The organism is Mycolicibacterium vaccae NBRC 14118 = CIP 105934 (assembly GCF_001552715.1).
Lineage (GTDB): Bacteria > Actinomycetota > Actinomycetes > Mycobacteriales > Mycobacteriaceae > Mycobacterium > Mycobacterium vaccae.
In genome coordinates this window covers 48,466-68,463 of sequence record NZ_BCRS01000001.1, presented here as the reverse complement: position 1 = coordinate 68,463, position 19,998 = coordinate 48,466, and the positions used below count along the sequence as shown (strand labels likewise).

Genomic DNA, 19,998 nt, shown 5'->3' with positions numbered 1-19,998 from the left:
AATGAAGCTGATCTGGTAACCCGGACAGCACGCGCACCGTCTATGGCCGAATCCTCGCTCACCCGCCAGGCCAACGGTTGGCGAGCGGGGTCGGTGTCCAAGCCGGCCACCTGGGGGAACCCAGGACGATTCCGCCGGCAAGTTGAGCCACGATGCGTGGACCCCGGATCGCGCTGTTGTCGTAGAACGTCGCCTCGTCCGCACGTCCGGCCGCGGTGGCGACCAGATCCCATAGCCGTTGATAGCGCTGCCGGATCTTGGATTCGGGGACGTCATGGTCTCCGGCTCGCACGCGGTATCGGACACGTTGCACGGCAAGCTCTTCCGGGATCAACACCGCGTGCAGGATCACCGTGAAGTCCGCTGCGTGGGCGGAATCGAGGAGTTCAAGTTTCGAGGGATGTGAGAAGACAGTCTCGGCGATGAAGGACTCGCCGAGTTCGATGAGTTTTGCGCGAGTGGCAGCGGCCATCCGCGCCGCCTCGTAGCTGTGTCCGGCTGGGTCGTCGGGCCAGCGTCGCTTGGCGATCTCGTCGGCGTTCACGTAGACGCTGCGCGGCAACAGCGGCGCGAGGGTCAGCTCGATGAAGGTCGACTTGCCGGCGCCGTTGGACCCGACGACGAGATCGAGACGCTTCACCGGACCGAAGTGTCCAGCATCTCAGCGCGAAGCTGCCTCACACACCGCGGCCCAGTCGTACCGAACTGCCGTCTGGTGCGTACTGAACGATCTCGCCATCCTCGTCGAGCGCCACCGTGGCGACTCCTCGCGCGCCCAGTACCGCCCCGTAGTCGGCGCTCGCGAGGCGTTCCTGGATCGCCGCGGAGATCTCGGCGTTGAATACGACCCCTTCCTCGTCGGTCAGATCCCGTAGAGGAACATCACCGGCGAGGGCAGTTTCCACCCTGCGGCGCGCCACGCTGTGCTGAGTGGACACCGCCCGCCCGACCCGCGCCCAGTGGTCCAACTGTTGTTTTGCCGACCGGCTCTGACGTGCGCCTTCGGCGGCAGCGCTGTCCATCAGATCCGCGGCGATCCTGGTCACCCGGTCGGCTGTGTCGGACATGGAGCCCCTCCGCTGTAGCAGTGTGATACGCCCGTAGCAGAATGCTACACCTCTGTGTCGATGGACGGGCTGGTGCGAGTCCTCAAGCGGTCTGCTTGGTGAACTCGCGCGAGAACGTCTCAGCCAGATCCTCCGCGCGGCGGTGATACTCACCGCCGTCAAGAGCGCTGTCGCCCAACGCGTATCGCGACGCCAGCCGGGCCAGCGCGTCAGCACCTTCGTTAAGCGGCTCGCCGCGGTGCCCCTTCACCCACACCGGCGTGATCCGGTCACGCTCCTCGAAGATCATCTGCCGGGCGCGTACCAGTCCCGGCGTCTTGCCACTCTCGCGGTAGACGGCGTAGCCCTCGGGAAGCACGTCGTCGCCGGCCATCCACTGCTCGACCATCGCGACGGCACCCCGGCTGTCGCTGAGCACGGTGATGTCGCGGCCCCGCAGCTTCTGCACGGCCGCGCCGATCGCCCGAAGCTCCGCGACCAACACCACCTCCGGGCCGATCAGCTTGGTCGAATGCCGGAAACCCTGCAGCCCGTATTCGCCCGTCGACGCCAGCCACCCGTAGCCGGTGAACTTCCCCCGCACCGAGCCGTCTGTGGCGACGCACACCGGCTCCGGCGGGGCCTCCCGCAGCCCCGCGCACGCCGCCCGGACCAGCGTCTCGTCCGAGAGACGAGGCCGCTCGATCCACACCCCGGGCATCAGCAGCGCGATCTCGTCGCGCAGCGCCCACAGCGTGCTGCGTGCCGGCAACTGCACCAGAAAACGCAGCCGCGCCCCGCCGGAGGTGTCGCGGATCCGGCTGACCACGTCGAGCACCGCGGTGTCGACCGACTCGGCCTCCACGGTGCCGGTCCAGCGATGGGTCTCGGAACGCGCGGAGTACCGGTACAGCGAGTCGCTGCGCCGGCTCACGGCGAGCGCCACTGACGTCATCGGGCGCGGCCGTGCCGGCACGAGGTTGACCGGCCGTACGGGGGCCACTGGTTTCGGTGCCATCTCCGTCTCCTCCCAGGGTGGACAGCGCGTGACGGCACTGTATTGAGCACCTCCGACAAGTCCGACGAACACCGATCCGATAGCCCCGAGGATGGCGCGCCAGCAACCAGTGCTACAGTGGTGCTACGTTTGTCGCATGACTGAAGTTGCCTCCCGCGAACTGCGCAACGAAACGGCCAGCTTGCTCCGTCGGGTTCAGGCCGGGGAGGACGTCACGATCACACTGAACGGACGCCCAGTTGCGCGTCTGGTGCCCTTCGAGCCATCACGGCGTCGATGGCTCACCAGAGACGAACTGATAAGCCGAATGCGCAGCGCCCAAGCTGACCCGGGGATGCGCGATGACCTGGCAGCCCTTGCGGGGGAGACCACCGACGATCTCGGGCCGATTCAGTGAACGCCGCCGGTGTACTCGACACGTCGGTGTTCATCGCCCAGGAAAGCGGTCGATCGCTGGACAGCGGACGCATTCCGGACGAGGTTGCGACGACGGTCATCACCCTGGCGGAGCTGAACGCGGGGGTCCTGGTCGCCGCCAATGCCGAAACGCGTGCGCAGCGACTTGCCACCCTGGATGCCGTCCCGGATCTCGCCGCATTGCCCGTGGATGTGAAGGCCGCCCAGATGTGGGCGCGAATGCGGGTTCATCTTGCCGAGACAGGCCGCCGCGTGCGTGTCAACGATCTGTGGATCGCAGCCGTTGCTGCATCACATGGTCTTCCGGTGGTCACCCAAGACGATGACTTCGACTCACTCGACGGCGTCGCCGGATTGAGCGTGATCCGCGTCTGAGTCGTTTTGGGACGCTACCGCCCCGAATCGCTTCCACCAGCGGATAATCACCTCTAGCCGCTGGCGGGGGACGCGAGGGGGTGCTGCCCAAAGTGAGTGATCAGATCTCGATCGTCGTCGCCGAAGATTGCCTGCTGGTACGCGACAGCGTTGCCCGCGCGTTGTCGACCAGCCCCGACACCACGGTCGTCGGCGTCGCCGAGGACTACGACTCCGCCGCCGACCTCGTCGCCGCCCACCAGCCCACCGTGCTGGTCACCGACGTGCGTATGCCGCCCACGTCCACCGACGAGGGCATCCGGCTGGCCAACTGGCTGCGCACCGCCCACCCGGACGTCGGCGTGATCGTGTTGTCGCAGTACGTCGACCACACCTACGCATCGGCGTTGCTGGACGGCGGCTCAGCAGGCCGCGGGTACTTGCTCAAGGAACGGGTCGCGCACTTCGACGAACTCGGCGAGGCGGTCCGCCAGGTCGCCTCAGGGGGCACCGTGCTCGACCCGCTGGTCGTCGAGGCCCTGCTCGCCCAGCCCCGCCAGGCCGCGGCACTGAGCCGCCTGACCGCCCGCGAACGCGAGGTGCTCGGTGAACTCGCGACCGGCTTCAGCAACCGCACCGTCGCGCGACGGCTCGTGCTGTCCCAACGCGCCGTCGAAAAGCACATCAACTCCATCTTCGCCAAGCTGGAACTCACCGTCGACGACTCCGTGGACCGGCGCGTCAAAGCCGTGCTGATGTTCCTCGACGGCGGCCCGTCGTGACCGCCGACAGTGGTGTGTACACCCTGGCGCGCCCGCTCCTGGGCGACCACGCTGGGACAGTGGTGAACCAGCAGGTCCGGGTCTGGGTCGTCGACGACCAAGCCAGCTTCCGGCTGGCCAGCGCGGCAACCTTGGCGGCGACCGACGGCTTCGTGCTGGCCGGCCAGAGCGCCACCGGGGAGTCCGCGCTGGAACGGCTGGCCGGTGCCGATGCCGACGCCGCCGCCGACCTGGTCCTGATGGACATCCACATGCCCGGCATCGGCGGCATCGAAGCCGCACGGCAGCTCCGCGCGCGGCACCCGGACCTCGTGGTCGTCCTCATGTCCACCTATGACGCCGACGAGCTTCCCGCCGCGGTGACCGAAAACGGCACCACCTATCTGCAGAAGCAACACCTGTGCCCCGAAGTGCTGAGCGACATATGGCGAACAGCAAGCTGAAACTACCGCCGGTATCCGCAACCGTTCCGGACTGGCGCGTCCCGAAACTCCTTCTCACCGCGGCCTTTCACTCGTCGTCGTGGTTCGGACACGACCTGATCCACCGCTTCCGGTCCGAACGCTTCGAGGTGTTCCTGTCCGGCCACTTCGGCCTGTGGTTCGGCGCCGGCATCGTGCTGCCGTTGTGGGAGTACTTCTGGATCTTCCGGTCGCCGTGGATGCTCGGCTTCGTCGCCGTGGCCTGCTTCCAGTGCGCCGTGCTCGCCATCGCGTTCAATCTGGCCCGCCGCAACATGTTCGAGCAGTCCATCAGCCTGGTCTGCATCGGGAACTGGCTGGCCGTGCTCGGCGTGACGTTCGTGTCGCCGCCGCTGCTGCCCGCGATGGCGCTGCTGGCGCTGGTGCCCGTCGTCTTCGCCGAGCCCTACATCAGCCTGCGGCGGGGCCTGGCGTTCACGGTGCTCACCGCCGGCTGTGTCCTCACCGCGGCCGCCATCGCGCTGTTCACCCCGTTCACCGCCCATGTCGCACAGGCGCCGCGGTGGATGGCGACCGCGTTCGTCCTCATCGCGGTGCCCGTCAACGCGTTGCACCTGATGATCATCGTGTGGAACAACGCCGCCGCGCTGCGGACCTCGGAAGCCCAACTCGCCGAACGCGCCGCCGAACTCGCCGCATCCCGCACCCGCCTGATCACCGCGGCCGACGAAGAACGACGCCGGCTCGAACGCGACCTGCACGACGGCGCGCAGCAGCACCTCGTGGCGCTGTCGGTGCTGATCGGTCTGGCGCGCAACAGCAATGGTGACACGCGCGCGGATCTGCTCGCCGAAGCGTCCGGACTGGTGGACGGTGCCATCGCCGAGATACGGCGCCTCGCCCACGGCATCTACCCGCCGCTGCTCGTCAGCGGGGGACTGAACAAGGCACTGCCCGCGCTGACCGCCCGGGCGGTGACGCCGGTCCACCTCGAGCTACGGGAACTCGGCCGACACCCGCCGACAACAGAAGCGGCCCTTTACTATTGCTGCAGCGAGGCGCTACAGAACGCCGCCAAACACGGCGGGCCCGACACCGCCGTCCACATCACCGGCCACGTCGACAGCGGGCTGCTGACACTGCAGATCACCGACACCGGCCGCGGATTCCGGCCGGGAGCCGTCGGCGCCGGGCTGACCAACATGACCGACCGCCTGTCGGCGATCGGCGGACAACTGGCCATCGACACCGCGCCCGGACGCGGCACCCGCGTCACCGCGACCGTCGATGTCGCCCGTTCGTGACGGTCGGTGGTGTGTACACCACCGTCGATTGTGTTGCATGCACCGTCGAACCCACGCGACGCCGAGACCAGGATGGAAACATCTGAACGACTTCTCAATCCGGTGGAGATCGCATGTCAGCCCTCAAGCCCTCAGGACAGTGCGGACCGACGCGCCCGGACCTGTCGTGGACGGGCGAGCAGAACCGCTGCCTGCCCACGGGAACCGTCACGCTGCTGCTGGCCGACATCGAAGGATCCACCCGGCTGTGGGACAGCCAGCCCGAGCAGATGGCCGCCGCGCTGGCGACCATGGATCGCGTCGTCGACGAGTTGGCCTACCTCAACAACGGCGTGTGCCCGGTCCAGCAGGGCGAGGGTGACAGCTTCGTCCTCGCCTTCGCCCGTGCCGACGACGCGGTGGCGTGTGCGCTGGACCTGCAACTTGCCCAGCTGTCGCCCATCCGGCTACGTATCGGTATCCACACCGGCGCCGCGGACCTGCGCGACGAGGGCAACTACATGGGACCGTTGGTCAACCGCGCGGCGCGGGTGCGCGACCTCGGCCACGGTGGCCAGACCCTGATGTCCTCGGCGACAGCACATCTCATCTGTGACACGCTGCCGCCGCAGACGTGGCTCAAAGACCTGGGTAGCTACCCGCTTCGCGGGCTGACCCGTCCCGAACGCATCACGCAGCTGTGCCATCCGGATTCCGGCAACGAGTTTCCCCCTCTTCGGTCCGGCCAGATCGGCACGTTCCACCACCGGCCGGTGTATCTGACCGAATTCGTCGGCCGCAGCGCCGAACTGGACGATCTCGGCACACTTCTGGACGGACGTCGGCTGATCACCCTGTGCGGGCCCGGAGGCGCCGGTAAGACCCGGCTCGCGGCGGAAGTCGCCGACCGTGCGCGCGACCGGTTCGACGACGGCGTGTGGTACGTCGACCTGGCCGGGGTCACCGACCCGGCCGAGGTGCCGCACGCGGCAGCGCAGGCGCTGGGGTTGGCGGGACCGGTCGGCGCGACCGAGCTGGCCGGGCACATCGGTGACCGCAACCTGCTGCTGGTCGTGGACAACTGCGAGCACCTGCTCGACGCCGGAGCGTCGCTGATCGGTGCGGTGCTGGGCGCCTGCCCTGCGGCGACCGTGCTGGCCGCCAGTCGCGAACCGCTCGCGATCAGTGGTGAGCAGCTCTACCGGGTCCCGCCGATGTCACCGGAGGACGCGACCGCGCTGTTCGTCGAGTGCGCGCGTCGAGCGAACGCGGGATTCGCTCTGCGGTGCGATGACCGGGCGACGGTCGCGCAGATCTGCCACCGGCTCGACGGTCTGCCGCTGGCGATCGAGATCGTCGCGTCACGCAGCCGGACCTTGTCTCTCAGCGAGATCCGGGACAGTCTCCGCGCCGGACTCGATGCGTCACACCCGGGGTGCCGGACGGTCGCACCCCGGCACCGGACACTGCGAGCCTGCCTCGACTGGTCGTACCGGCGGCTCGGTGATTCCGAGAAGTCGCTGCTGAACGAACTTGCCAGGAGCGCAGACGGATTCGATGCGGACGGCGCGCCCGATGTGGTGACCGCGCTGGTCGACAAGTCGCTGCTGACCCCACACGTCCACGAGGGTCGCACGCAGTACCGACTCGGCGAAGCCGTGCGGCAGTACACCCTGGAGTGCACGGGATCGTGAACCGGGCTACCGGTAGATCGCCTGATACAGCTCGACCACGTCGTCGGCGTCAGGCACCCGCGGGTTGTTGGCCGGGGATCCGGAGGCCAGCGCCTGCTGGGCCATCACCTCCAGACGTGCGTCCCACTCCTTCTCGTCGATGCCGTACTCGGCAGGCGAAGGCACCGCGACGTCGTCGCACAGGGCGTCCAGTTCGTCGACCAGAGCCCCCGCCGCGACGGCGTCGCTCGCCGACTCGTCGGCCAGCCGCATCGCGCGCGCACAGTCGGCGTAGCGCCCGGTGGCAGCCTCCGCCGAGAACCGCGTCACGGCAGGAAGAAGCATCGCGTTCGAGAGACCGTGCGCCACATGGAAATGCCCGCCGATCGGTCGGCTCATCCCGTGCACCAGCGCCACACTCGCATTCGAGAAGGCCATGCCCGCCTGGGTCGACGCCAGCATCATCGCCTCGCGGGCCTGCCGGTCCTGGCCGTCGGCGTAGGCGCGCCGAAGGTTGGCGTTGATGGTGCGCATCGCGGCAAGGGCCAGACCGTCGGTGAACGGATTCGCGCGCCGGCTCACATAGGCCTCGATGGCATGGGTGAGCGCGTCGACGCCGGTGTCGGCGGTGAGGCGCGCAGGCATCGAGACGGTCAGCTCGAAGTCGATCACCGTGGCCAGCGGCAGGAACGACAATCCCGGGCACAGCATCTTCTCGTCGGAGTCGTCGTCGGTGATCACCGTGAACTGAGTTGCTTCCGAACCGCTTCCGGCGGTGGTGGGGACGGCCACGATCGGCAGCGCAGGGCCGCTGTACAGATTCGGGGCTTTGAACGACGCGATGCCGTCCTCGGAGTTCGCCAGCACGGCCAACGCCTTGGCGGTGTCCATCGGGCTGCCGCCGCCGAAGCCGATCACCCCGTCCGCCTTGTGCTTTCGCACCGCTTCCAGGCCGGGTTGCAGGGACGAGGACGTGGGGTCGGGCACCGTCTCGGAGAAGACGGCCGGCTCGCAGCCCGCGGCCCGCAGGATGTCCACCAATCGGTCGGCCTGCCCGGTCTCGCTGAGGTAGCGGTCGGTCACCAGGACCGGGCGGCGTATGCCCACCTGCGTGCACAGCGAGCCGAGTTCCGCGGCGGCACCGGCGCCGATCTTGCTGTGGCGCGGGAGAGTCACGTTGTAGGGCAAAGCATCAGCCGTTCTGGTGTCGGTGGCGTGGGCGGTCTGTGTCACACCACCATCAGAGGTGAGATTTGCGCACCAGTCAACGAGAAAATACGCTTTGGCGACTGCAAAAATGCACGGGAGGCTGCATGCGAAATGCCGACAATCTTCGGTACTTCCTGGAGGTGGCCCGGGCTGGGCGGCTGAGCGACGCCTCACGTGTCCTGGAGGTCGACCACACCACCGTGGGGCGCCGCATCACCGCGCTAGAACGCTCCCTCGGTGAGCGCCTCTTCGACCGCGCGCCGAGCGGCTGGCGGCTGACCGAAGCCGGCAAGCGGTTGATGCCCCGCGCCGAGGCGGTCGAATCGGCGGTCATCGCTGCCTATGACACCCAGGGCGCGACGGCGGACATCCTCACGGGTTCGATCCGCATCGCCACCACGGACGGCTTCGGTGCCTTCATCATCGCGCCCAAGCTCGTCGAGTTGAAGAAAGCCCACCCCCACCTCGGCGTCGAGTTGGTCACCGCGACCGTGCACAACGCGGTGTCTGAGCGGCATTTCGACGTCGCGGTGACGTTGGAGCGGCCGACGTCACGCGCCGTGCGCTCCGACGCGCTGGCGTACTACGACCTCGGCCTGTACGCGACGCGTGAGTATCTGGCGTCCCATCCGCCGATCGGCGCGGTGGCCGATCTGCGTGCGCACACACTGATCTGGTATGTCAACGCGCTCATGGACGTTGAGCCGCTGAGGATCTTCGACGAGCTGCCGCACATTCAAACCGTCCACGCGCAGATATCGAATATCACCGGTCATTGGCTCGCGGCCCGCAGCGGCCTCGGCGTGGCGCCGTTGCCCGCCTACATCGGAAACGGTGACGAACGCCTGGTCCGTGTCCTGCCGGACTCGTTCAACGTCAGGCGGCTGTACTGGCTGGTCGTGCCGCGCGAACTCGAACGCCTGGAGCGGGTCCGGACCGTCTGTGCATTCCTGCAGGAGACCGTCGACAACCACCCCGATCTGAGCGCGACCACACACGCCGCGTAAGCGTCTGGTTGTACCCGATATCTCGGGATGTGTTGCAGCAGAGGATATTTCGAGCGCGAGTGCCGCGCAGGTCGTTGGCCCTGCATTTCTGCACTGCTTGGTGCAGAAATAGTCATTGACTTCGGCAAACGCCCAGGCTCTGATGTGTACCACATCGCAGTGCATTGTGGCACGCCCCAATACTCCTAGTCTGGCTGCACTTTCGTCACTCATCACCTCAGGTTCCGCAGCGCTGAGCTGCGTAACGGAGGCAGGAAAGGATTTCGCGTTGAGTTTCAGTAGTTACTTCCACGGGCCGGCCACCAGTCTGGATGACCAGGTCGAAAGTTATGCCACCACCCGGGTGCCGGACAGTCAGCGATGGCGCAGGCCCGCGATCCTGCTGGTGCTCACCGGAAACGTCACCGCGATGTTCTGGTTCGCCCTGGGCGGTCAGATGGGCTTCCTGGTCGGCTGGCCGGGAGTGCTCGTGCCCATCGCCTACATGGTCATCGGCGCCACCGTGGTCGGTGCGCTGGTCATGCGCATCGCCAGCCAGCAGGGCCTCTCGCTGCCGCTACTGTCGCGCGGGTTGGGCTTTGGCGCCCGCGGTTCTGCGATCGCGTCGTTCGTCTACGCGGTGAACTACGTCTTCTACTTCATCTTCGAGGGCAGCATCGTCTCGCACGGGCTGAGTGAAATCCTCGGGATATCAATCAATTCGGCGGGTGCGAGCGTCGTCTTCGCCATCGTGGCACTGATCGCGCTGTACTACTCGTGGCGCGGCATGCACTCGATGAACGTCCTGCAGCGTTTCGGCATGCCGATCTTCCTCGTGCTGTTCGTTGTCGGCATGGTGATGCTCGCCAACGGGTACGTGCTCGTCGGTCCCGGTGAGTGGGCGGTCGAGGACGGCGTCACTGCCACCGCGATGTGGCAGGCGCTCAGCCTCGCCAACGGCCAGGTCGTCTTCCAGGCCCTCATCGCCACCGACTACGGCCGGTTCGTGAAGCGGTCGGTGACCTACGTCGGCACCGGCGGTGTGATGCTGGTCGAGTTGTTGATGATCTCCGTGGTCATGGTGCTGGGCGTGTTCCTCGGCTTCACGATGATCTCGCACTTCGACGGCACCCAGGCTGAGCGAGAGCTTGCCGCCACCGATCCAGGCTTGATCTTCGCGGTCGTGATGGGTGTCCTCGGCGTCATCTTCGCGATCCTGACTCAGGTGCGCATCAACGTGATGAACCTGTACTCCGGCTCGCTTGCGCTGTCGAACGCCTGGGATGTGCTGTCGCCGAGGAAGGTCGGCCGACAGTGGTGGATGGTGGTGCTGGTCGTCCTGGGCATCGTCCTCTACCCGATCAACGTGCTGCAGTACACCGACAAGTTCCTCGCGGTGACCGGCATCATGACGAACACGTGGATCTTCATCCTCCTCAGCGATTACTTCATCTGCCGCAAGCTGCTCAAGTTGGCCCCCAGCAACCTGATCGAATACCGCGAAGGTCGTGTCAAGGACTGGAATGTCTGTGGAATGGCAGCGCTGGCAACGGGACTCACCGTCGGCGCACTCGGCGTGGCCGGTGTGTACCCGATGCACTTCGCCTCGTTCGCTGCGATGCTGATCGGGCCGATCGTGTACATACCGCTGACCATCCTCACCAAGGGCTCGCAGTACGGTTTACCCGCGCTGGATGTCGACGACATGGCGGACCTGCGCAAGACGGCAGTGTCCCGAGCGGCCGAGTGACCCGACATGAGCACCAGCACAGGAAGGTTGACGACATGACTGAGGCGCTGCACTACCGGGAGATCTGCGAACTTGTCGGCCTGTTGGCCGACGGGGACGTCACCGCCCGGCAACTGACCGAGTCGACACTCGACCGGATCGTCGCGACCGACGACCGCCTGGGCGCGTACGCCTACGTGGCAGCGGAGGAGGCGATGGTCGCCGCCGCTGAATCCGATGATCGGCGCGCAGCCGGCGCCACGCGGGGACCACTCGACGGAATCCCACTGGCCATCAAGGACATCTACGACAAGACAGGCTGGCGGACCGAAGCGGGCATGGCCGTGCGCGCGGGTCAGGTGGCCGCCGGCACTGCCACCGTCGTCGAGCGGCTCGAACAGGCCGGCGCGGTCATCGTCGGCAAGGTACACACGACCGAGGGCGTCTACACCGAACACACACCACCGTTCCGGGCTCCGTTGAATCCCTGGGACCCGAATCGCTGGGTCGGCGTCTCTTCCAGCGGCAGCGGGGTGGCCCCGGTGGCCGGGCTGTGTTACGGGGCGCTGGGGTCCGACACCGGCGGATCGATCCGGATGCCGTCAGCCTCCAACGGCGCCACCGGTTTGAAGCCGACCTGGGGGAGGGTCAGCCGCGCCGGGGTGGTCGAGCTCGCCGCGACGCTCGACCACGTCGGACCGATCTGCCGCTCCGCGCGGGATGCGGGCCTCATCCTCGGCGCGATCGCCGGCGCGGATCCCCGCGATCCCACGGCGTCGTCGCAGCCTGTGCCCGAGTTCGGCACCACGGTGCCCAGCTCACTGCAGGGAGTCCGGATCGGCATCGACCCGGACTGGAGCTATCAGGACGTCAGCATCGACGTGGAGAAGGCGCACCGGGAAGCCGAACAGGCGCTGCGTGACCTGGGCGCCGAACTGATCGAGACCCGGTTGCCCGATCCCACCGAGGCCATCACCGACTGGTTCGGGGTGTGCGCCGTGCAGACCGCACGCGCACACCGCGGGCTGTACCCCGAGCACCGGGACAGCTACGGCCCGGCGCTCAGCGAGCTCATCGACCGGGGACGGTCCATGTCGGGTATCGAGTACGACGAGCTGCTGCAACGGCGGCTGATCTTCAAGGGGCAGATGGAGGCAGCGCTGGCCGGGGTGGACGGCGTTCTGATCCCGGCGATGTCGTTCATCGCGCCGCCGGTCGAGAAGATGATCCGGATGGACGAGGAGACCACCGCCGGTGTGCACCGGTTCACGGTGCCGTTCACACTGTCGCAGTTGCCGACCATCACGTTCCCTGGAGGATTCACCACGACCGAAGCCGGCCTGCCGTTCCCGGTCGGCCTGCAGATGGTCGGCGGCGCGTTCACCGAACGACGGCTGGTCGATGTGGTGGGCGCGTTCCAGGCCGCGACGCCGTGGAACAAGCAACACCCAGATCTGTGAGCGTCGGTCGGGGGCCACGCCTCCGGCTGACGAGTTCCTGACCCCGGTGTCGGTGCTGCTGGCTAACATCAGCGGCGACGAAGGGGGACGTCGCGTGACCATCACCGTCACCGAGACACCGCGGCTGGCCAACGGCGCCGAACGCAAGGTCTGGCAGGCCCTGCTCGACCAGCTCGAACCCGGGGACCTGGTGATCCCGGGAAAACGCGTCACCGACCATCTCAAAGACCACGAGATCGACTTCTTCGTCGCGATCGAGGGCGCCGGCATCGTGTGCCTGGAGGTCAAGGGCGGTGAGGTGTGGCACGACGGCGAATCGTGGCGGCAGAAGCGCCGCGGCCGCGAGGTCGAGATCGACCCTGTGCGCCAGGCTCGCGAAGCCTGCTATGCGTTGCGCAGCTTCGTCGAGAACGATCCCCGCTGGAGCCACGGCCGGCTGCGCTGGGACCACGTCGTCGTGTTGCCCAATACCGATCTGCCCGACGACTTCGCCCTGCCCGAGTGCCCGCGCTGGAAAGTCATCGACCGCACCGGTTTGTCCGACATCGGCGCCCAGCTGCGTCACGTCCTGCACGCCCAGGAACTCGAGCGGCCCCTGCTGACCCGCGACGGCATCGCCCAGCTCGGCGAATCCCTCAGCGGCCGGGGGCTGCCGCAACGCAGCGTCGTGGCCCGCGCGCTCGAAAACGAGGACGCCGCCGACATTCTCACCGAGCACCAGTCGGTCATCCTCGACGCCATCCGGCTGCTCAACCGTGTCGAGATCCGCGGCGGCGCGGGCAGCGGCAAGACGTTCCTCGCGATGGAACAAGCCCGCCGGCTGGCCCGCGACGGACAGCGCGTCGCGCTGGTCTGCTACTCGCACGGCCTCGCCTCCTACCTGGAACGCATCACCGCCACCTGGAACCGCCGCCACCAACCCGCCTACGTCGGCGAGTTCCACGACCTCGGCAAGCGCTGGGGAGCTCCGGAGGGACCCGACGAATCGCTGCGCACCGACGAGACCGTCCAGTTCTGGGAACACGACCTGCCCGCCCAGATGGCGGAACTGGCAGCACAACTCGACGACGGGCACCGCTTCGACGCGATCGTCGTCGACGAGGCCCAGGACTTCGCCGACGCCTGGTGGGATCCGTTGCTGGCCGCGCTGAAAGACGACGAGACCGGCGGGCTGTACGTGTTCACCGACGAGGGGCAGCGGGTGTTCAGCCGGCACGGCTCACCGCCGGTGCCGCTGGTCCCGCTGGTGCTCGACCACAACCTGCGCAACACCCGCCAGATCGCCAACGCGTTCCAGCCGTTGGTGGACCACCCGATGCGGTTCCTCGGCGGCGAGGGCCCGGCGGTCAAGTACGTCCCGTGCTCTCGGACGGAGGCGATGGATGCCGGTGACGACGAGGTCGAGTTACTGCTCGAGCAGGGCTGGCGGCCTGAGGATGTGGCGCTGCTGACCACCGGGACCCGCCACCCCGAGCAGCGCGAGCGTCAGGCCGCAGGCAGCGCCGCCTACTGGGACAGTTTCTGGGACAACGATCAGGTGTTCTACGGGCACGTCCTCGGCTTCAAAGGCCTCGAACGCCGCGCCGTCGTGCTCGTGGTCAACGAGGAGTCCGCATTCGACCGCTCCCGCGAACGCCTCTACGTCGGATTGTCCCGTGCCCGAGACCAACTCGTCGTCTGCGGAGATCCGAACTTCCTGCGCGAGGTCGGCGGACCGGATCTGGCTCGGCGGTTGAACATTCCGGCCTAGCGGTCGTGCGAGATACCTCCGAAAGTGGTGACGACATTGACTGGGCGATCCGATTCGATACCGGACGCGTGGCCGCGGGGTGACAGAACCCAGATGTTGTCCGGACGGGTGCGTCGGGCCATGTTGGTGCGGTAGCCGAGCCGCCGGCTTCGCGTCGACAAATGATCAGGTCGCCTCAGTCCGAGGCGGCCGCATGGATTTTGCTTGCAGCCCGGCTTCGAGCTCCGTTGCCCGCCGGAGGGTGTCCGCCAATTCCGGTCCGCCGGCTCCGACCGCCCTTGCGCGGGCCAGCAGTTCCTGCGCGAGGTCCTGCGCGTCCTGGCGGACCGCGACATCTGCTCGCAACACCAGCAGCTTGACGAGCTGGATCTCCGTCGGCTCTTCATCGGTGCGATGTAGCGCCCGGTCCAGAACCTTGACCGCCAAACCGAGATCTTGCTTCGAGTCCGCGTACAACGAACCCATGTGGATCGCGCGGTCGAACGTTCCTCGTGGCAGTGGCCGATGACCCTGGTCCTCGCTGATCGATTGGGCAATCTGGATCGTGTTCCCACCGGGATCGACCATCAGGAACTGTCGCACGCCGTAACTCGTGTCCGCCAACGCACCGACCCGCGGAACCCCCTGGATGGGCACGGACCCATAGGCATCCTGCAACCCTTTGGTGAAGAGGGTGTAGAGCTCGTCGACGTCATCGGTGTCGACCAGGCAGCCATGCGTGGAGGTCACCGGATCGAACTCCTTGTCGCCGTAGAAGTTCAGTTCAATGCCTCCACGCCTCACACTCAGAAACTGGTATGGCGCCGCTTGTTGGAACGTGATTTCGAATCCCAGCGCGGTGTAGAAGTCAGCCACCGGCTGAATGGACGGTGCCATCAGCCTTGGAATCGTCTTCTCCGTCATGCTCTCTGACGGTAGAGAACCCGTTCTGCCGACGCACAGGATTGTGAGAACCTCAACTTTCCCTGGCCATCGGCAGTTCAGTGCTATCTGCGAGACAGTTGCCTGCGCGACCTTGTGCAGACCGGTCCGCTCTTCCGCGGGACTCGGTGCTCGAATGGCGCCCGCCCTACATCACCGGAATCGTTGTCACGGGCACCTGATAGGTAGCTGATCGTGAAGCGCGCCGGTGCCCAGCGTCGGTCTCCGGCGCTGTTGACGCGGCTCGAGGAAGTGTTTAGCAACACCGGTGATTCTGCTGTACCGGGTGCAGACGAAACTGTTGCCGCACCCTTGATCTCGCTGTCTTGTTCCTACCTTGGTGGTCGCTGCTGACATACTTCGCGACGAGGGGCGAGGACGTGACCGATTGCAATTGCCCCGCACCTCTGTGTCGGAGATACGTGGCGCGGGTTCCTTATCGGTGTCCGCCTTCAGCTCACCGCAACCCCGCCCCCACGAACATCAACACCACAAAGAGGATCTCGAACGCGATCACGCCCAGCATCGCGATGAGCGCGCCCTTCGCGAACTCGAAGTGCCCCTTCACCGGAACCAGTGCGGAGACTCCGGCCACGAACAACGGGAACAACGGCGCGAACGGCCAGAACACCCCCATCGTCAGGCACACCGACGCGAACCCCACGAAGAATCCCGTCAGCAGGACAGCTGGCCGCTGCGTGCGGACGACTTGGGGGTTCGTCATACCGATGCTCCCACCTCCACGAGCAACCCCGCCGCGCTGAACACTGCCACCGGCACGATCCCGGTGAGCGGAGCCAATGCAAGTGCCGCACCGCGGCAACGTGATTCAGTGGAGTTGCCGCGACGGTAGAGCAGTACCCCGGCCGCCAGCAGCGCGATACCCGCGATCGCGACCGCCGCCCATACGGCCGGCGCCCCGTCGGAGGCGATCAGCACGTACACCGTCACCGCCCAGAACACCGCGCCTGCCAGCGCCCCGATCAGCGCCGCACGCGTCCAGTCGATCACCGCATCAGCCTTCCCATTCGTGGATTGTAGGTACTGCACGCGTCATCGGCCCGGGAGGAACTCGGTGCCCTGCAGCGGCGTGTACTGCCGCACCGCCGGCGCGTCGCCGGCCGGGCCGAACGGAGTGAAGTTCCCCGGCGGCACGATCGTCGTCGGCGGGAGCACCGGAATCGGAGCCGGCTCGCCGACACCGGGTATCGCGGGCGGAACCATCTGCGGGACAACGCTGTTGAAGCTCGGCACCACGGTCGGATCGCCGACGCCCTTGTCGAAGGGCAGACCGGCCAGCGGGCCGGCGGCATTGTCGAAGAACGTCGGCCACTCCTGCAGCAGCGTGGTCGTCGTCCCGCCGCGGTCGCTGTAGACCTCCAGCGCGGGGAACGTCGTCACGTCGTCACCCCCCACCCGAGGTCCGGTCTCGGACGGCACGATGCCCAGCGTGCCGTTCACGCTGATGCCCGACCCCTTGGCCAGACTCTCCCCGCCCGGCGAGAACGGATCCGCGGCGTTGTAGTTGATCAGCACCCCGCCATCGGCGGTCTGTACCGCACCGATCGACGGTGTGCCGGTGCGCACTTCGCCGGTGTCGGCGTTGATCGACGGGTTCTGCCGCGCCACGACAATGCCGTTGTCGAAGTCGGTGTAGATCGCGACCCGCGACGCCTCCGGCCCGGCGGTGGGGGAGAAGCCCCGGTTGTCCCCCAGGTTGTTGTCGTAGGGAGGTAGTCCCACGGTCGGGGCCCATACGTCCTCGCTCGGGATGAACAGGTTGGTGCGCACCACGCCCTGCCCGGGCACCGGTTCGATCCGCCCGACCACGACATTGGCCTCCACGCCCTGGTTCTTCGGGTCGTAGCTGTGCGGGTCGAGGGCCGAGGCGGTCAGCCAATCGCTGTCGCTGACCGGGTTGCGGCCGAACACCTCCCGGAACGCGTCGATCTGGTTCCTGGTGCGCTCCGACTTATCGAGTTCGTCGAGGTTGTCTTCTCCGGGCGCCGGCGTCTCCGGCGGCCCGCCGAACTTCTGGCCCGTGCCCAGCGCCTGGAACTCCCCGCCGATGGTGGCGATGGAGCCGCCGACCGCGTTCAGGTCGGCGTTCGCGCGCGTCACGATCTCGGTCAGCTGGGTCAGGCCCTTCTGGATGATCGGGGCCAGCATCAGCTCGCCGGCCCGGTTGCGCGGCGCGCTCGCCGCGGCCGCGACCACCCATTCGCGGACCGCGTCCAGGTCCTGCCGACCGGCGGTCACGATGTGCGCGGACCGGTCGATCTGCTCGGCCAGCCGTTGGTCGAGGCTGCCCAGTTCGCGCACCACGCACTGGTGATCGGTGTTGGCTCTGCCGTACGCAGTGGCCGCGCCGCCCGACCAGTGCCCCGCGGGTGCCGCCCGGTCGAGGTCGTCGGTCAGCCGGCTGAGCGCGCCGCTGTGGTCATACGACGCGCCCGGTTGCGGAGCGCCGGCTCCGAAGGTCGCCCGCGCCCTGGTCCATGTCGACAGGAACCCCTCGAGTGCGCTCACCCCCGCGCCGCCCCTGCCATGCGTCTCATTATCGGCCGACTCCGGCACCCGCGGACGCACCAATCTGACGCTGCCGCGATGCTTGCTGGATTCGCTCTCGCGGTGCTTGTGAAAGATCGGTCAGGTCGACCCTATGTGGGTGAATCGCCAGGATCCACCCCGGTTCGACCAGCTCAATCAAGGTCACGTCATGGTCACGTCATTGAAACGGGAACAGCCGTTGGTCGGCGACAGGTAATTAACACATCTATTATTTTTTGCCATGTGGGTCGAACAGGTGCCGGGGTACCGCTCCGGGGACGAACGGGAGGTCCCCGTCGATCTTGTTCGAACACTGCTGGGCGTGCTGCGTCACCGCCTGGGCCTGGACGCCGCGTGGCTGTCGGTCTTCCAGGACGGCATGCAGGTGATCGAAGTCCTCGACGGCAACGCGGCCGACCTCGGAGTTTCCCCAGGTCAGCGCTACCAGATGTCGGAGTCGTACTGTGTGCGTGTCATCGACGGCCGGCTGCCGGCGGTCATCCCCGACACCTCGGCCGATCAGATCACGGCCGCGTTGCCGATCACCCGCGACTCGGGTCTGGGCGCCTATGTCGGTGTGCCGGTGCTCGGTGAGGCCGGCGCGACGGTCGGCATGGTCTGCGTGGTGAGCCGGGAGGCGAAGCCCGACCTCGCCGAGGAAGACCTGCGCATCGTCAAACAGGTCGCCGATCTGATCGGCACCCTGATCGACTCGCCGCCCGGCAGCGCCGACCCCACAGTCGAGCAGCGCAAGGCGATCCGGCGGGTGGTGTCGGAACGGGACTTCGAGGTCGTCTTCCAGTCCATCCATGACGCCTCCTCCGGCAAGGTGGTCGGCGTCGAGGCGCTCGCCCGCTTCCCGTGCGAACCGTTCCGGCCCGACAAGTTCTTCGAGCAGGCGGCCCTGCAAGGGCTCGGTATCGAGCTGGAGACGGCGATCGTCGGCCGGGTGCTGACGTTGATCCCGCAGCTTCCCGAGGACGCGTTCGTGGCGATGAACATCTCCCCGGCCGCGGCGCTGGCCGTGCCCTGGCATGAGCTGCTCGCCGATGTGGACCCGTCGCGCATCGTCCTGGAGATCACCGAGCACGATGCCATCCCGAATTACGGGGCGCTCGACGACGCGCTCGACACGTGCCGGGCGCGCGGTATGCGGGTGGCCATCGATGACGTCGGCGCGGGTTTCGCCTCGTTCTCCCATGTCCTGGAATTGGCCCCCGAGTTCGTCAAGATCGACCAGTCGATCACCCGGCACATCGACGTCGACGACGCCCGCCGCCGACTGGCCCAGGCCATCGCGCAGTTCGCCGGCCAGATCGGCGCGACGGTGATCGCCGAAGGTGTGGAAACCCAGGGCGAACTCGACGCGGTCGTCGCCTCCGGTATCAGTTGGGCGCAGGGCTACTGCCTCAGCCGGCCCAAGCCGCACCACCACGGCTTTCCCGCCGCCCAGGCGACCGCCGCACCCGCCGAATCCGCGCCCACCGCGGTAGATCTGTTGGGGGAGCGGCCCTTCGAACTGGCGCTGGCCCATTCACCGATCGGGATGGCCGTCGTCGGCCTGGACGGCAAGTTCCTGCGCACCAACCGGGCGCTGCGCACGATGCTGGGATACAGCCGACGGGCGTTGGCGGAGCTCACTTTTCAGGAAATCACCCACCCCGACGATCTGGACTCCGACCTGAGCCTGGTCGCCGAGTGCCTGGCGCGGCGCCGCCGCTCATACCGCATCGACAAGCGGTACATCGCCGCCGACGGGCACGTGGTGTGGTGCGCGTTGACCGCCGTGCTGGTGCACGCGCCGCGGGACCGGCCCCTGTGCTTCGTCTCCCAGATCGTCGACGTCACCGCCGAGCGAGTTCGCGCCGCCGACCTGGCCCGCCAGGCGGCCACCGACCCATTGACCGCGATCGCGAACCGGTCCGCCGGCTGGAGCAGGCTCGAAGAGCTCGACGCCAACGACGACGGTTACGGCGTGTTGTTCTGCGACATCGAACGATTCAAGGCCGTCAACGACAGCCGCGGCCACCACGCCGGCGATCAACTTCTCGTGGAGGTCGCCACCCGCCTGCTCGCGACCGTCGGCGACGAACACCTCGTGGTTCGGTGGGGTGGCGACGAATTCCTCGTCATCACCGACATCGTCGAGGACCGCGCGCTGGGTCTGCTGGCCGCACAGATCGCCGGGCAGTTCGAGGCCGCACCGATCGCGTTGACCGGCGGCACCACGGTGCCGGTGACGCTGACCATCGGCGTGGCGACCCACCGCCCGGGCGACGGCCGAAGCGTCGACGCGGTGCTCGACCGCGCCGACCAGGCCATGTACGACCAACGGCGCCGGCGCCACATCGCGCACTGGTACGCGCGCGCCGACGCGATCGGGATGGCGGAGTAGCGG

19 protein-coding genes are annotated in these 19,998 nt (G+C 67.4%); 11 read left to right on the top strand and 8 right to left on the bottom strand.

Annotated features, from left to right (window positions below):
• Positions 1-58: 58 nt before the first annotated feature.
• The 3 genes from MVA01S_RS00295 to MVA01S_RS00285 all read right to left on the bottom strand — a co-directional run bounded on the left by MVA01S_RS00295 (position 59) and on the right by MVA01S_RS00285 (position 2,064).
• On the bottom strand, positions 59-640 hold the full coding sequence (locus MVA01S_RS00295) for an ATPase (protein ID WP_003929790.1): 582 nt from the start codon (positions 638-640) through the stop codon (positions 59-61).
• A gap of 37 nt (positions 641-677) precedes the next feature.
• A complete protein-coding gene (locus MVA01S_RS00290) occupies positions 678-1,067 on the bottom strand; it encodes a TA system antitoxin ParD family protein (RefSeq protein ID WP_003929789.1) in 390 nt (129 codons plus the stop codon).
• 82 nt (positions 1,068-1,149) lie between these two features.
• On the bottom strand, positions 1,150-2,064 hold the full coding sequence (locus tag MVA01S_RS00285; RefSeq protein WP_003929788.1) for a ribonuclease HI: 915 nt from the start codon (positions 2,062-2,064) through the stop codon (positions 1,150-1,152).
• Between the two features lie 136 nt (positions 2,065-2,200).
• Between MVA01S_RS00285 and MVA01S_RS00280 the strand changes: the two genes are divergently transcribed.
• The 6 genes from MVA01S_RS00280 to MVA01S_RS00255 all read left to right on the top strand — a co-directional run bounded on the left by MVA01S_RS00280 (position 2,201) and on the right by MVA01S_RS00255 (position 7,016).
• On the top strand, positions 2,201-2,461 hold the full coding sequence (locus tag MVA01S_RS00280) for a type II toxin-antitoxin system Phd/YefM family antitoxin (protein WP_003929787.1): 261 nt from the start codon (positions 2,201-2,203) through the stop codon (positions 2,459-2,461).
• Complete coding sequence (locus MVA01S_RS00275; protein ID WP_003929786.1) at positions 2,458-2,856, top strand: type II toxin-antitoxin system VapC family toxin; 399 nt, start codon at positions 2,458-2,460, stop codon at positions 2,854-2,856. The genes MVA01S_RS00280 and MVA01S_RS00275 overlap by 4 nt, the downstream gene beginning before the upstream one ends.
• Positions 2,857-2,948: 92 nt before the next feature.
• Positions 2,949-3,617: a response regulator transcription factor gene (locus MVA01S_RS00270; protein WP_051015251.1), complete on the top strand. Its 669-nt coding sequence runs from the start codon at positions 2,949-2,951 to the stop codon at positions 3,615-3,617.
• Positions 3,614-4,060 carry a response regulator gene (locus MVA01S_RS00265; RefSeq protein ID WP_003929784.1) on the top strand — a complete coding sequence of 149 codons (447 nt, stop codon included), beginning with the start codon at positions 3,614-3,616 and terminating at the stop codon, positions 4,058-4,060. The genes MVA01S_RS00270 and MVA01S_RS00265 overlap by 4 nt, the downstream gene beginning before the upstream one ends.
• Positions 4,042-5,343 carry a sensor histidine kinase gene (locus tag MVA01S_RS00260; protein WP_003929783.1) on the top strand — a complete coding sequence of 434 codons (1,302 nt, stop codon included), beginning with the start codon at positions 4,042-4,044 and terminating at the stop codon, positions 5,341-5,343. The genes MVA01S_RS00265 and MVA01S_RS00260 overlap by 19 nt, the downstream gene beginning before the upstream one ends.
• Positions 5,344-5,456: 113 nt before the next feature.
• Entirely contained in the window at positions 5,457-7,016 is a 1,560-nt protein-coding gene (locus MVA01S_RS00255) for an ATP-binding protein (protein WP_003929782.1), read from the top strand.
• A 6-nt stretch (positions 7,017-7,022) separates the two neighbouring features.
• Here the strand turns inward: MVA01S_RS00255 and MVA01S_RS00250 are convergent, their stop codons facing one another.
• Positions 7,023-8,183, bottom strand: a complete 1,161-nt coding sequence (locus tag MVA01S_RS00250) for an iron-containing alcohol dehydrogenase (RefSeq protein WP_040540846.1) — start codon at positions 8,181-8,183, stop codon at positions 7,023-7,025.
• Between the two features lie 125 nt (positions 8,184-8,308).
• On the opposite strand from MVA01S_RS00250, the gene MVA01S_RS00245 reads away from it, so the two are divergent.
• The 4 genes from MVA01S_RS00245 to MVA01S_RS00230 all read left to right on the top strand — a co-directional run bounded on the left by MVA01S_RS00245 (position 8,309) and on the right by MVA01S_RS00230 (position 14,129).
• Complete coding sequence (locus MVA01S_RS00245; protein WP_003929780.1) at positions 8,309-9,211, top strand: LysR family transcriptional regulator; 903 nt, start codon at positions 8,309-8,311, stop codon at positions 9,209-9,211.
• A gap of 268 nt (positions 9,212-9,479) precedes the next feature.
• The gene (locus tag MVA01S_RS00240; protein WP_003929779.1) at positions 9,480-10,940 is read left to right on the top strand and encodes a purine-cytosine permease family protein; all 1,461 of its coding nucleotides are present in this window, start codon (positions 9,480-9,482) and stop codon (positions 10,938-10,940) included.
• 35 nt (positions 10,941-10,975) lie between these two features.
• Positions 10,976-12,379, top strand: coding sequence for an amidase (locus MVA01S_RS00235; protein WP_003929778.1), 1,404 nt, complete (start codon positions 10,976-10,978; stop codon positions 12,377-12,379).
• 94 nt (positions 12,380-12,473) lie between these two features.
• Positions 12,474-14,129, top strand: coding sequence for an NERD domain-containing protein (locus tag MVA01S_RS00230; protein ID WP_003929777.1), 1,656 nt, complete (start codon positions 12,474-12,476; stop codon positions 14,127-14,129).
• 165 nt (positions 14,130-14,294) lie between these two features.
• Here the strand turns inward: MVA01S_RS00230 and MVA01S_RS00225 are convergent, their stop codons facing one another.
• From MVA01S_RS00225 to MVA01S_RS00210, 4 genes are all read right to left on the bottom strand, one after another.
• The gene (locus tag MVA01S_RS00225) at positions 14,295-15,032 is read right to left on the bottom strand and encodes a bleomycin resistance protein (protein WP_051015241.1); all 738 of its coding nucleotides are present in this window, start codon (positions 15,030-15,032) and stop codon (positions 14,295-14,297) included.
• A gap of 475 nt (positions 15,033-15,507) precedes the next feature.
• A complete protein-coding gene (locus tag MVA01S_RS00220; protein ID WP_003929775.1) occupies positions 15,508-15,774 on the bottom strand; it encodes a hypothetical protein in 267 nt (88 codons plus the stop codon).
• On the bottom strand, positions 15,771-16,061 hold the full coding sequence (locus MVA01S_RS00215; RefSeq protein WP_003929774.1) for a hypothetical protein: 291 nt from the start codon (positions 16,059-16,061) through the stop codon (positions 15,771-15,773). The genes MVA01S_RS00220 and MVA01S_RS00215 overlap by 4 nt, the downstream gene beginning before the upstream one ends.
• Positions 16,062-16,103: 42 nt before the next feature.
• Positions 16,104-17,579 carry an EspA/EspE family type VII secretion system effector gene (locus tag MVA01S_RS00210; RefSeq protein WP_003929773.1) on the bottom strand — a complete coding sequence of 492 codons (1,476 nt, stop codon included), beginning with the start codon at positions 17,577-17,579 and terminating at the stop codon, positions 16,104-16,106.
• Positions 17,580-17,841: 262 nt separating this feature from the next.
• Here MVA01S_RS00210 and MVA01S_RS00205 point away from each other — a divergent pair, with 262 nt between their 5' ends.
• Positions 17,842-19,995, top strand: coding sequence for an EAL domain-containing protein (locus MVA01S_RS00205; protein WP_003929772.1), 2,154 nt, complete (start codon positions 17,842-17,844; stop codon positions 19,993-19,995).
• Positions 19,996-19,998 lie beyond the last annotated feature (3 nt).

Excerpts from the sequence above, each read along its gene's own strand:
- MVA01S_RS00290 (WP_003929789.1), bottom strand. The coding sequence starts at position 1,067 with ATGTCCGACACAGCCGACCGGGTGACCAGGATCGCCGCGGATCTGATG.
- MVA01S_RS00285 (WP_003929788.1), bottom strand. The coding sequence starts at position 2,064 with ATGGCACCGAAACCAGTGGCCCCCGTACGGCCGGTCAACCTCGTGCCG.
- MVA01S_RS00280 (WP_003929787.1), top strand. The coding sequence starts at position 2,201 with ATGACTGAAGTTGCCTCCCGCGAACTGCGCAACGAAACGGCCAGCTTG.
- MVA01S_RS00260 (WP_003929783.1), top strand. The coding sequence starts at position 4,042 with ATGGCGAACAGCAAGCTGAAACTACCGCCGGTATCCGCAACCGTTCCG.
- MVA01S_RS00255 (WP_003929782.1), top strand. The coding sequence starts at position 5,457 with ATGTCAGCCCTCAAGCCCTCAGGACAGTGCGGACCGACGCGCCCGGAC.
- MVA01S_RS00245 (WP_003929780.1), top strand. The coding sequence starts at position 8,309 with ATGCGAAATGCCGACAATCTTCGGTACTTCCTGGAGGTGGCCCGGGCT.
- MVA01S_RS00235 (WP_003929778.1), top strand. The coding sequence starts at position 10,976 with ATGACTGAGGCGCTGCACTACCGGGAGATCTGCGAACTTGTCGGCCTG.
- MVA01S_RS00225 (WP_051015241.1), bottom strand. The coding sequence starts at position 15,032 with ATGACGGAGAAGACGATTCCAAGGCTGATGGCACCGTCCATTCAGCCG.
- MVA01S_RS00220 (WP_003929775.1), bottom strand. The coding sequence starts at position 15,774 with ATGACGAACCCCCAAGTCGTCCGCACGCAGCGGCCAGCTGTCCTGCTG.
- MVA01S_RS00205 (WP_003929772.1), top strand. The coding sequence starts at position 17,842 with ATGTGGGTCGAACAGGTGCCGGGGTACCGCTCCGGGGACGAACGGGAG.